The 10,602-nt window shown below is 65.8% G+C and carries 12 protein-coding genes; 3 read left to right on the top strand and 9 right to left on the bottom strand.

Annotated elements, in window-relative coordinates:
- Positions 1-9: 9 nt before the first annotated feature.
- The 5 genes from pilX to ACTJJX_RS08085 form a co-directional block, all read right to left on the bottom strand.
- Positions 10-597: a type 4a pilus minor pilin PilX gene (gene pilX / locus ACTJJX_RS08105; protein ID WP_003112826.1), complete on the bottom strand. Its 588-nt coding sequence runs from the start codon at positions 595-597 to the stop codon at positions 10-12.
- A complete protein-coding gene (pilW, locus tag ACTJJX_RS08100; protein ID WP_003119422.1) occupies positions 594-1,418 on the bottom strand; it encodes a type 4a pilus minor pilin PilW in 825 nt (274 codons plus the stop codon). Before pilW ends, pilX begins: the two co-directional genes overlap by 4 nt.
- Positions 1,415-1,972: a type 4a pilus minor pilin PilV gene (gene pilV / locus ACTJJX_RS08095; protein ID WP_003119423.1), complete on the bottom strand. Its 558-nt coding sequence runs from the start codon at positions 1,970-1,972 to the stop codon at positions 1,415-1,417. The genes pilW and pilV overlap by 4 nt, the downstream gene beginning before the upstream one ends.
- The gene (locus ACTJJX_RS08090) at positions 1,963-2,469 is read right to left on the bottom strand and encodes a GspH/FimT family pseudopilin (RefSeq protein WP_003102598.1); all 507 of its coding nucleotides are present in this window, start codon (positions 2,467-2,469) and stop codon (positions 1,963-1,965) included. Before ACTJJX_RS08090 ends, pilV begins: the two co-directional genes overlap by 10 nt.
- A gap of 105 nt (positions 2,470-2,574) precedes the next feature.
- On the bottom strand, positions 2,575-3,084 hold the full coding sequence (locus ACTJJX_RS08085) for a GspH/FimT family pseudopilin (RefSeq protein ID WP_003102595.1): 510 nt from the start codon (positions 3,082-3,084) through the stop codon (positions 2,575-2,577).
- Between the two features lie 134 nt (positions 3,085-3,218).
- On the opposite strand from ACTJJX_RS08085, the gene thiO reads away from it, so the two are divergent.
- Positions 3,219-4,313, top strand: a complete 1,095-nt coding sequence (gene thiO, locus ACTJJX_RS08080; RefSeq protein WP_020750388.1) for a glycine oxidase ThiO — start codon at positions 3,219-3,221, stop codon at positions 4,311-4,313.
- A 45-nt stretch (positions 4,314-4,358) separates the two neighbouring features.
- Here the strand turns inward: thiO and pilR are convergent, their stop codons facing one another.
- The 4 genes from pilR to ACTJJX_RS08060 form a co-directional block, all read right to left on the bottom strand.
- A complete protein-coding gene (gene pilR / locus ACTJJX_RS08075) occupies positions 4,359-5,696 on the bottom strand; it encodes a two-component system response regulator PilR (RefSeq protein ID WP_003094694.1) in 1,338 nt (445 codons plus the stop codon).
- 14 nt (positions 5,697-5,710) lie between these two features.
- Positions 5,711-7,303 carry a two-component system sensor histidine kinase PilS gene (gene pilS, locus ACTJJX_RS08070; RefSeq protein ID WP_003123394.1) on the bottom strand — a complete coding sequence of 531 codons (1,593 nt, stop codon included), beginning with the start codon at positions 7,301-7,303 and terminating at the stop codon, positions 5,711-5,713.
- Positions 7,293-7,538, bottom strand: a complete 246-nt coding sequence (locus tag ACTJJX_RS08065; protein WP_003102591.1) for a PP0621 family protein — start codon at positions 7,536-7,538, stop codon at positions 7,293-7,295. The genes pilS and ACTJJX_RS08065 overlap by 11 nt, the downstream gene beginning before the upstream one ends.
- Before the next feature lie 156 nt (positions 7,539-7,694).
- On the bottom strand, positions 7,695-8,720 hold the full coding sequence (locus tag ACTJJX_RS08060; RefSeq protein ID WP_003102590.1) for an outer membrane protein assembly factor BamD: 1,026 nt from the start codon (positions 8,718-8,720) through the stop codon (positions 7,695-7,697).
- 145 nt (positions 8,721-8,865) lie between these two features.
- Here ACTJJX_RS08060 and rluD point away from each other — a divergent pair, with 145 nt between their 5' ends.
- Both rluD and pgeF read left to right on the top strand, forming a co-directional pair.
- Positions 8,866-9,828, top strand: coding sequence for a 23S rRNA pseudouridine(1911/1915/1917) synthase RluD (rluD, locus tag ACTJJX_RS08055; RefSeq protein ID WP_003094686.1), 963 nt, complete (start codon positions 8,866-8,868; stop codon positions 9,826-9,828).
- On the top strand, positions 9,825-10,553 hold the full coding sequence (pgeF, locus tag ACTJJX_RS08050) for a peptidoglycan editing factor PgeF (RefSeq protein ID WP_003102588.1): 729 nt from the start codon (positions 9,825-9,827) through the stop codon (positions 10,551-10,553). The genes rluD and pgeF overlap by 4 nt, the downstream gene beginning before the upstream one ends.
- Positions 10,554-10,602: the final 49 nt, after the last annotated feature.

The raw sequence follows: 10,602 nt of genomic DNA, 5'->3' as shown, positions 1-10,602 counted from the left end.
GAGGCTCGATCAGTTGGTATAGAGACGGGCGAGAACGGTCTGCAGGACGGTTTCGCTGTTGGTCTGGTTGCGCGCGACGCTATTGGTCTCGTAGTAGAAGGTGCCGATGCCGCGCATCAGGTTGCCGTATTCGGGGCTTTCCGCTTCGTTGACCTGGCCGCCCGAGGGAATGGGCAGGTTGTTCCACTGCACGCTGTAGAGCGTGCCCGCGGTGGTCGCGCTGCTGATGTCGCTGCCGCGGTAACTCATCCAGGTATTGGCGATGCCCTTCAGCACGCCGACCGGATTCTGGTGGGTGTCCGCCAGCTTCAGGTTCAGCGCGGCGAGGTCCAGCAGGCAGGGGCGGGCCACGTTGTCGGCCGTACAACCGGTGCCGGGCTCCGGCGGACGCAGGGTGTTGACGAAGCGCCGCTCGCCTTCGCGGAGTCCGGACTCGGCGGCGTTCTGCAAGCGAGTCTGTTCGATGACGTTGCCGGTGATGCGGCTTTCCAGTACCACTTCGCGCATGCTCGAGACCGCCAGCAGGGTGACGATCACCAGGATCGCCAGGGCGATGACCAGCGTGGCGCCGCGCTGTTGTGCAGGGAAGTTGTTCATGGCACGAGATTCCTGAGTGTCTGGCTGCCCTTGGCGATCTGGTAGAGGCGGTCCTTGTCGTTGCCTTGCAGGCTGGTCTTGGACGAGGGGTAGAGCGTGATCCAATCGTCCAGGGTCTTGCTGTCGCCCTGGCGCAGGTTCTTGTCGCTGGCCATCAGCGCGGAGTAGCGCAGGGCACGCACCGGACGGTCGGCGATGTTGGCCTGTTCGACGAAGCTTTCCACCTCGCGTTTGCCGGCCATGGTCGGGCCGACGCCGTACTCGAGCTTGAAGTCGACCAGGCCGCTGACGATCTCCTGGCCTTTTTCCTTGATTGTCTGCGCGGAGCAGGCGAGGCTGCCGGGGACATCGGCGGTCGCGGGAACGAACAGAACGCGTGCGGTGATGGCCTGGGCGGTAGCGAAGGGATCGCTAGGGGTGGTGATCGAGTTGCCTTCGCAGTCGTAGGCTTCGCCTGGCGCCGGTTGATAGCGGTAGCAGAATCCGCTCTGGCCGGCCTTGACCACGGCGGGCACCAGGGTCGAGCCGGCTTTGAATGCCTCGCAATAGGCGGTTTTCTGCTGCGCCGGGAAGGCAAACTCGTTGGGGTCGTCCGCACGCCTACGGAAACCCACCTTGGCCAGTTGCTGGTCCAGGAACATCATGGCGAAGCGTCCGTTTTCCTGGTTGCCTGCCTGGCCTTGCTGGAACAGGTAGTTGCGCTTGTTGTCCAGGTAGATCTGGGTAATCCCGAGAATCAGGAAGCTGCTGATGGCGAGGGCCACCAGTAGTTCGATCATGGACAGGCCCGATTGCCGTCGGGAGCGGTTGTTCATGCTCATGGCTCGACCCTGAGGGTGTAGTAGCAGAGGGAGGTGTCGGCGCTGCTGTCGGCGGCGTTGACGCAGGCGCCTTGCTTGCCGCGCCAGGCAAGGCGGATTTCCAGCATGGAGCCCTTGCCGTCGCAGTCGCCCGGCTTTGAGCTGCGGCAGATGTAGTAGTCGCTCTTCAGCAGGTCGCCAGCGCCTGGCAGTTCGTTCTTCACCTGTTCCGCCCAGCATCCCAGGCGGTCCTTGATCGCGTCGGGCAATGGCGTGCAGGAGGACGGCGCGGTGGGGAACGCCGACCCCTTGGCCTTGAAGAAGTCGGATTGCGTGGCCATCTGGTCCTTGACGTCGTACAGCGCCTTCGGGCTCGCCCGCATGCTTTCCAGCAGGTTGCTGCCGAGCATGGCTGCCTTGTTGCGCTCGACCGAGTCGGCGGTGTACTGGATGGTCTTGCCCTGCATGGCGATCATGCCCAGCACGCCGATGCTGATCAGCAGCAGGGCGACCAGCACTTCGATCATGCTGAAGCCGGATTGGTGCAGCGACCTGTGTCGCGATTTCAATAGCATGACTGGGGCGCCTTGGAGGAAGGTTCGAGTTGGATCCGGCCGGCCTGGCTGATGCTCAGCACGCGGCCCCCGTCGGTCTTGCCGTTCTGGCAGATGGCGAAGGTTCGTTCCGTTGGCGGTACGAGGGTACCGTTGGCCGTGAAGGTCAGATGTTCCACGGCGCTCTTTTCCTTCGCTGTCAGCGTGGCGGCACGGAAGCCGTCGTGTTTGCGCAGGGGCGCGGCGATCGAGCCGGAGGCCAGGACACCTATGCTCAGGCCCTTGCCCCAGTCCTTGTCTTTCAGCGCCTGGATGCTGATCGCGCGCCTCTGGGACACGGCTTCGCTGCGAGCGTACTGCAGCATCGCATTGAGTTCCTCGGCGGCGCTCTGCAGTTCGTTGCGTTCTGTCAGCTGCTTGAAGTTCGGAATGGCGAAGCTCGCCATGATGGCCAGCAGGACGACGATGATCAGCAACTCGATCAGGGTGAAGCCGGTCGAGTTGGAACGATATGACATGCGGTTGCTCCAGGGGGTCTACGCCTGGAAAGCATGCCAAACGGGCCTGGGAGCGTCTTGCGGTCGTTGACGGTCGGCCCGTGGGGCAGGACAACTGGTCCATGATCATCCGGAAGTGCTGCATAGCTCACGTTTCTCCCGGTTCTCCCTGGCGCTCGCGGTACGGAGCCGGCCCTGCCGGTTGAGGATCAGTTGCCAGGCAACGGTATGCCTTCCGCAGAGCAGAAACCGCCCGTTGTGAATGTTGAGCTGGCCGCTGGGGAGGAACCTGAGGCGGTTCGAACGGTTCCAGCGGAGCCTTTCCTTCTTTGCAAGCGCGCGTCCCACGAGAAGCCGTTCCCCACCGTCTTCCGCAAGCAGCCAGCCCTCTCCCCAGTCGCTGCCGCAGTGACGGCCATCGGTCGACGGACAGAGCGTCACCGGGCGCTGGTAGGCGACGGCATGGGTTCTGCCCAGCTGGATGCTCGCGCTCAGCTCGTGCAACACACTTCGCTCGCGATTGCCGTCCAGCCAGGCTGCCATCCCGGGCAGCGCCAGGCTTCCCAGTATTCCCAGCAGAACCAGCGCAAACAGCAGCTCGGTGAGCGTCAACGCTCTCTGCGACCTTTCGACCATGGCAGGCGGTCCTTTTGCTCGTATCATTCCGCGACGGTCGTATCTCGCCGGATTTTCCCCGTTGCCTCAATCAGCTGCGGGATGAGGCGTATGACCGACTTTTCTGCAACCCCTGTGTGATCGTGGAGGCCCTGGTGTCGGAAAGAGTTGTGGTAGTGGGCGCTGGCGTCATCGGCCTGTTGACCGCCCGGGAGCTGGCGCTCGCCGGACTGCGGGTGACCCTGGTGGAGCGGGGCGAGAGTGGGCGTGAGGCATCCTGGGCGGGAGGCGGGATCGTCTCGCCGCTCTATCCGTGGCGCTACAGCCCGGCGGTGACCGCCCTGGCGCACTGGTCGCAGGACTTCTACCCGGCCCTGGGGCAGCGTTTGCTCGACGAGACCGGGCTCGATCCCGAGGTCCATACCGTTGGCCTGTACTGGCTGGACCTGGACGACCAGACCGAGGCACTGCAGTGGGCACGCAAGCACACCCGGCCGTTGAAGGAAGTGCCGATCGAGGAGGCCTACGCGGCGGTGCCCGGGCTGGGCGCCGGCTTCCAGCGGGCGGTCTACATGTCGGGCGTGGCCAATGTGCGCAATCCTCGCCTGGCGCGCTCATTGCGGGCATCCCTGCAACAATTCGCCAATATCGAACTGCATGAGCAGACGGAGGTGCGCGGCTGGTTGCGCGACGGCGATCGAGTGGTCGGCGTGGCGACCTCGCGTGGCGAGATCCGTGGCGACAAGGTGCTGCTGGCGGCAGGCGCCTGGAGCGGCGAGTTGTTGAAGCCGCTTGGCCTGGAACTGCCCGTGGTACCGGTGAAAGGGCAGATGATCCTCTACAAGTGCGCGGCGGATTTCCTGCCGCGCATGGTGCTGGCCAAGGGGCGCTACGCGATTCCGCGGCGCGACGGCCACATCCTGATCGGCAGCACCTTGGAACATTCGGGCTTCGACAAGACGCCGACCGACGAGGCGCTGGAAAGCCTCAGGGCGTCTGCGGCAGAACTGTTGCCGGAACTGGCGGACATGCAGCCGGTGGCCCACTGGGCAGGGTTGCGCCCGGGCTCTCCCGAAGGTATCCCCTATATCGGTCCGGTGCCTGGCTTCGACGGGCTCTGGCTGAATACCGGGCACTACCGCAACGGGCTGGTCCTGGCGCCGGCGTCGTGCCGTCTGCTGGCGGATCTCATGAGCGGGCGGGAACCGATCATCGACCCGGTCCCCTACGCCCCGGCTGGTCGCCTCTGAGGAGCGAAAACCAAAAGGCCTGTCTTCGGACAGGCCTTTTCACTTTCAGTCGATGCCCAGCTTTTTCAGGCGGTAGCGCATCGAGCGGAACGTCAGGCCCAGACGCTGAGCCGCGGCGGTGCGGTTCCAGCGGGTCTCCTCGAGCGCCTGCATGATCAGCTTGCGCTCGATGTCTTCCAGGTAGTCCTCGAGGTTGTCTATTTCGCTCAGGCTCGCGGCGCCTTCCTGGCTGGCACCCGGCGCATCGGCCAGGCGCAGGTCGTGAGGCTGGATCTGGTCGTCTTCGCACAGGGTGTAGGCGCGCTCCAGCATGTTTTCCAGCTCGCGGACGTTGCCCGGGAAGCGGTAGTTCTTCAGCTTCTCCTGTGCGTCGCCGGTCAGCCTGGCGGCCGGCAGGCCGGTGTCGCCGGCCAGGCGCTTGAGGATGCGTTCGGCGAGCAGCGGGATGTCCTCGCGGCGTTCGCGCAGCGGCGGTACGCGCAGCTCGATGACGTTGAGGCGGTAGTAGAGGTCCTGGCGGAAGCGCCCGGCGCCGACTTCGGCGGCGAGGTCCTTGTGGGTGGCGCAGAGGATGCGCACGTCGACGGCGACCTCCTGCTGGCCGCCGACCGCGCGCACGGCCTTTTCCTGGATCGCCCGGAGCAGTTTGACCTGCATGGCCATCGGCAGGTCGGCGACTTCGTCGAGGAACAGGGTGCCGCCGCTGGCGGCCTGGAACAGGCCCTGCTTGTCTTCGATAGCGCCAGTGAAGCTGCCTTTCTTGTGGCCGAAGAACTCGCTTTCCATCAGTTCGGAGGGAATCGCGCCGCAGTTCACCGGCACGAACGGCCGCTCGATACGTGGCCCCTGCTCGTGGATCAGGCGCGCCACCAGCTCCTTGCCGCTACCGGACTCGCCACTGATGTAGACCGGCGCCTGGCTGCGCGCCAGCTTGCCGATCTGGTTGCGCAGGGCGCGCATCGGCGGCGACTCGCCGAGCAGGCGGTTGTCCACCGGCGCTTCCTCGGCTTCCGGGTTGCGCAAGCGCAGGGCGGTTGCCACCAGCTCCCGCAAGCGACCGAGGTCGACCGGTTTGGTGAGGAAGTCGAAGGCACCGGCCTTGAGCGCCTGGATCGCGGTGTCCAGGCTGCCGTACGCGGTGATCATGGCCACCGGGGTTTGTGGATGGCGCTGCTGGATGTACTGGACCAGATCGAGGCCGCTGCCGTCCGGCAGGCGCATGTCGGTGAGGCACAGGTCGAACGGCTCGCGGGCCAGCAACTCGCGGGCTTCCTTGACGTTGCGGGCGCTGCGGGTGTCCAGCTTCATGCGGCCGAGAGTGATTTCCAGCAGTTCGCGGATATCCGGTTCATCGTCGACGATCAGGGCTTTTTGTCGGCTCATGCGTGCGGCTTCCGTCAGCTGAGTTTGCGCGGGTGGGCGAAGGTGATGCGGAAGCAGCCGCCGCCTTCCTCGCGATTGCGGTAGTCGATCCGTGCCTGGTTGCTCTCGCAGAGCTCGCGGGAGAGATAGAGGCCCAGGCCGGTGCCTTTGCTTTCTGTAGTAAAGAAGGGTTCGAACAGGTTGTTCAGTTTGTCCGCCGGTACGCCGGGACCGTCGTCGATGATTTCCAGCACCGGCAGGTCGCTCTCCGGGTCGCGCGCGAGGCTCAGCCAGACCTGGCCGCGCCCGTGCGCCTGGGCGCTGTAGCGAAGACCGTTCTGCACCAGGTTGCTCAGCACCTGGTTCAACTGATGTGGGTCCATGCGGGTCTGGATGTCGCCGGCACCGAGCTGCAGGTGCAGTTGGCTGTCGTTGCGCAGCCTGCCGGGGTATTCGTCGACGAACCGCTGAAGCCACTCCTTCAGGTCGAGCTGCTGCGGTTCGGCCTGGCGGCGACGGGAGAGCTGCAGGACGTTCTCGATGACCAGGTTCATCCGCTTCGACTGGTCCTGGATGATCTGCGTCAGGCGTCGGTCCGGGGCATCCAGTTCCTCTGACTCCTGCAGCAGTTGGGCGGCGTGGCTGATCGCGCCCAGCGGGTTGCGGATCTCATGGGCGATGCCGGCGGTCAGGCGGCCGAGACCGGCCAGCTTCATCTGCTGCGCCTGCTGGGCGATCTGCGAAATGTCTTCGAGGAAGATCAGCACGTGCTGGTCGTCTTCGCGGTTGAGGCTGATAAAGCTGGGTTGCACCGTCGGGCCATCCGGCACCACCTTGAGCGTCGGCGGACGGAGGCTGGGATTCAGGCGCCATTGCTTCATGCAGTGCATCAGCATCGGGCTGTGGCGGCCCAGGCTGGCGCCCTGCACGTCGTCCTGCCTGAGCAGGCCGAGGGCGGCCTGGTTGGCGAGGAGGATGGCCTGACGGCTATCGACCACGAGGATGCCGGTGCGCATGCGCTGCAGGATCAATGCGTTGAGTTCCTCCAGGTTGGCGACCGTCTCGGCGCGTTCTTCGGCCAGCGTTTCGGTCTGCTCCTGGCGCCGCACCAGAGCCTGGATCACCAGCGCGGCGGCGAAGCACAGGGTGCCGAGGCCGCCGGCCTGGACGTAGTGGTTGGTGGCGTCCGGACTGCTCAGGCTGAGGAAGAAGGTCAGGTAGAGCAGGCCGAGGCTGGCCGCCGCCGCGATGACCAGGCCGATGCGCCCGCGCAGCAGGATGTTGGCAATGGCCACCGCCACCACCAGCAGGCTGCCGATGCCGCTGGGCACGCCGCCACCTGCGTAGAACAGGCCGCAAAGCATCAGCACGTCGGTGAGCGCGAGGATGAAGATCGGCAGCAATTGCCGCGACGGCGGCAGGAACAGCGCGACCAGGATGTTGAAGACCAGGTAGCACCAACTGCCGACATGGAACAGTTCAGGGTGGACGAGCTTGAGGACCTGATCTTCCAGTTCGCTGGAGATCAGCAGGACCAGTACCAGGCCGATGGTCAGGCGGTACAGGTGGTACAGACGGAGGATGCGTTGCCCCTGCTCCTCGCTCAGCCGTAGCCGTTCAGCGCGCACGGTCGCCCTGGTCCTGGCGCAGGTGCGCCTGGCTGCAATACCAGCGTTGTTCGTGGGCGAGGGCGTTGGCCTGCGGCACGTGGACGCCGCAATGGGCGCAGCGGACCATCGGCGATGCGCTCGGCTCGTCCTGCGGACGTTGCTGCTGGCGCGGAGTGGGACGGGTAAAGCGACGCCAGAGCCAGAACGCGATGGCGATCAGGGCGATCCAGAACAGGAGGCGGAAAAGGCCCATGGTGATCTCGGAGGCTGGAGAAAGCTGCAGTTTAGCCAAGCCGCCGGCTCGATCCCAGCCGGGAAGGTCCAGGCTGTGCGGCGTTTGGCGCTGGGAGAGGCATGGCGGCGGGCAAAAAGAAGGGAGGCCTGCGCCTCCCTTCGGTGTTTCGTGCGATCAGTCGAAGAGACCGAAGGTCATGTAGCTCCACCAGGAGCGGCCGGAGTCTTCGTCGTCATCGCTCTCCGGCTTCTCGTCGTCGGCGCTGTGATCCTGGTTTTCCGGCTTCAGTTCGGCGGGGATCTCCCGCTCGGCATCCTCGTACTGCTTGATCACGTCCTTGGCGGCCTGGGTTTCCATGTGCGGCGGCGGCTCGCCGCCTTCGATCAGGCCCAGGGTGGCCTTGGCCAGCCAGGAGCGGGTGTCGGCCTCGCTTTCGCGGGCGACGAACTCGCCATCCTTGAGGCTGGCGTTATCCGGATAGTTGAGCTTGAGGGTTTCCAGGCTGGTGCTGGCCAGGTCGTCGAGACCCAGGCGACGGTAGGCTTCGACCATGATCGCCAGGCCATCGCCGACGGCCGGGGTTTCCTGGAAGTTCTCCACCACGTAGCGACCGCGGTTGGCGGCGGCGACATAGGCCTGGCGCTTCAGGTAGTAGTGGCCGACGTGCACTTCGTAGGCCGCCAGCAGGTTGCGCAGGTACACCATGCGCGCCTTGGCGTCCGGGGCGTAGCGGCTGTTGGGGAAGCGGCTGGTGAGCTGGGCGAACTCGTTGAAGGAGTCGCGGGCGGCGCCCGGGTCGCGCTTGGTCATGTCCAGCGGCAGGAAGCGCGCCAGCAGGCCGCGGTCCTGGTCGAAGGAGGACAGGCCCTTGAGGTAGTAGGCGTAGTCGACGTTGGGGTGCTGCGGATGCAGGCGGATGAAGCGTTCGGCGGCGGCGCGGGCGGCTTCGGGCTCCATGTTCTTGTAGTTGGCGTAGATCAGCTCGAGCTGGGCCTGCTCGGCGTAGCGGCCAAAGGGATAGCGCGATTCGAGGGCTTTCAGCTTGGTGACGGCGCTGTTGTAGCTCTTGTTGTTGAGGTCGTCCTGCGCCTGCTGGTACAGCTGGCTCTCGCTCAGGTTCTCGTCGACAGTCTCCTTGTTCGAGGAGCAGGCTGCGGTGAGGGCGAGGATGGCGATCAGCAGCAGGTGTTTCACTTGCATGGCGGCTTGCGTCCCTGGGACGGTCGGCTTGGCCTCAACCGTCTGTTATGATTGGCGCCCCAGGCACCCCCTGGGACAAAGACCCCGTATTTAACCACAGCGCGTAGCCGATTCCAAAAGCCGCGCTGAGCATCGTCTCCTACTCATGTCCGATATGATTCAACGCGCGGCCGAGGTGCCGTTCGAGCTGGGTGGCCAGCGTCTCGACCAGATCGCCGCCCAGCTTTTTCCCGAACACTCCCGCTCCCGTCTGGCCGGCTGGATCAAGGACGGACGCCTGACCGTCGACGGCGCCGTGCTGCGCCCGCGCGACATCGTCCACAGCGGCGCGCAACTGGTCCTGGAGGCCGAGCAGGAAGCCCAGGGCGAGTGGCTCGCACAGGACATCGAGCTGGAAATCGTCTACGAGGACGAGCACATCCTGGTGATCGACAAGCCCGCCGGCCTGGTGGTCCATCCGGCTGCCGGCCATCAGGACGGCACCCTGCTGAATGCCTTGCTCTACCATGTCCCGGACATCGCCAATGTGCCGCGCGCCGGGATCGTCCACCGCCTGGACAAGGACACGACCGGCCTGATGGTGGTGGCCAAGACGCTGGAGGCCCACACCAAGCTGGTGGCGCAACTGCAGGCACGGTCGGTCAGCCGCATCTACGAGGCGATCGTGATCGGCGTGATCACCTCCGGCGGCACCATCGATGCGCCGATCGGACGGCATGGCGTGCAGCGGCAGAAGATGGCGGTGGTCGACGCCGGCAAGGTGGCGGTCAGCCATTACCGCGTGCTGGAACGCTTCCGTGCGCACACCCATACCCGGGTCAAGCTGGAGACCGGGCGTACCCACCAGATCCGCGTGCACATGAGCCATATCGGCTATCCCCTGGTCGGCGATCCGGTCTACGGTGGGCGCTTCAGGATTCCCCCGGTGGCCAGCCAGACCCTGGTCCAGACTCTTCGCGAGTTCCCCCGGCAGGCGCTGCACGCGCGCTTCCTCGAACTGGATCACCCGGCCACCGGCGTGCGCATGAAGTGGGAGTCGCCGCTGCCGGAAGACTTCCTCTGGCTGCTCAGCCTGTTGCGCCAGGATCGCGAGGCGTTCGTCGGATGAACGCCTGGCTGACCCCCGACTGGCCGGCGCCGGCCCGTGTGCGGGCCTGCGTGACCACGCGCAGTGGCGGGGTCAGCCAGGCACCCTTCGACAGTCTGAACCTTGGCGCCCACGTCGACGACGATCCGCGCGCCGTGGAAGAAAACCGCCGACGCCTGACCGAGCGTCTGGAATGCCGGCCGAGCTGGTTGGACCAGGTGCACGGAGTGACGGTGGTGGAGGCCGACCCGAGCCGGGTGCTCAGGGCCGACGCCAGCTGGAGCGCGATGCCGGGCGTCGCCTGTACGATCATGACCGCCGACTGCCTGCCGGCGTTGTTCTGCGACCGCTCGGGCACCCGCGTGGCGGCGGCCCATGCCGGCTGGCGCGGGCTGGCGGCGGGCGTGCTGGAGGCGACGGTGGACAGCCTGGGCGTGCCCGGCGACGAACTGCTGGTCTGGCTGGGGCCGGCGATCGGCCCGCAGGCCTTCGAGGTCGGCGGCGAGGTCCGCGATGCATTCGTCGCTGCGCACGCCGAGGCGCGCTCGGCTTTCGTACCTAGCGCCAATCCGGGCCGCTTCATGGCCGACATCTACCGACTCGCGCGGATCCGCCTGGGCGCCCATGGCGTCACCGCCGTGCATGGCGGTGGCTTCTGCACCTTCAGCGATACCGCGCGCTTCTATTCCTACCGCCGCTCGTCGCGTACCGGCCGTTTTGCCAGCCTGGTCTGGCTCCAGGACTAGGCCCGCGCAGGTTATCCGGCGGCAACTGACCGATGTCACGGTCCGGTCG

The organism is Pseudomonas sp. 22490 (assembly GCF_052044465.1).
GTDB classification, from domain to species: domain Bacteria; phylum Pseudomonadota; class Gammaproteobacteria; order Pseudomonadales; family Pseudomonadaceae; genus Pseudomonas; species Pseudomonas aeruginosa.
The sequence above is the reverse complement of the archived record's forward strand: the minus strand, read 5'-3'. Positions and strand labels throughout refer to the sequence as shown.

Coding starts and splice junctions, on each gene's coding strand:
- pilX (WP_003112826.1), bottom strand. CDS start 597: ATGAACAACTTCCCTGCACAACAGCGCGGCGCCACGCTGGTCATCGCC.
- pilW (WP_003119422.1), bottom strand. CDS start 1,418: ATGAGCATGAACAACCGCTCCCGACGGCAATCGGGCCTGTCCATGATC.
- pilV (WP_003119423.1), bottom strand. CDS start 1,972: ATGCTATTGAAATCGCGACACAGGTCGCTGCACCAATCCGGCTTCAGC.
- ACTJJX_RS08090 (WP_003102598.1), bottom strand. CDS start 2,469: ATGTCATATCGTTCCAACTCGACCGGCTTCACCCTGATCGAGTTGCTG.
- ACTJJX_RS08085 (WP_003102595.1), bottom strand. CDS start 3,084: ATGGTCGAAAGGTCGCAGAGAGCGTTGACGCTCACCGAGCTGCTGTTT.
- pilR (WP_003094694.1), bottom strand. CDS start 5,696: ATGAGCCGACAAAAAGCCCTGATCGTCGACGATGAACCGGATATCCGC.
- ACTJJX_RS08065 (WP_003102591.1), bottom strand. CDS start 7,538: ATGGGCCTTTTCCGCCTCCTGTTCTGGATCGCCCTGATCGCCATCGCG.
- ACTJJX_RS08060 (WP_003102590.1), bottom strand. CDS start 8,720: ATGCAAGTGAAACACCTGCTGCTGATCGCCATCCTCGCCCTCACCGCA.
- rluD (WP_003094686.1), top strand. CDS start 8,866: ATGTCCGATATGATTCAACGCGCGGCCGAGGTGCCGTTCGAGCTGGGT.
- pgeF (WP_003102588.1), top strand. CDS start 9,825: ATGAACGCCTGGCTGACCCCCGACTGGCCGGCGCCGGCCCGTGTGCGG.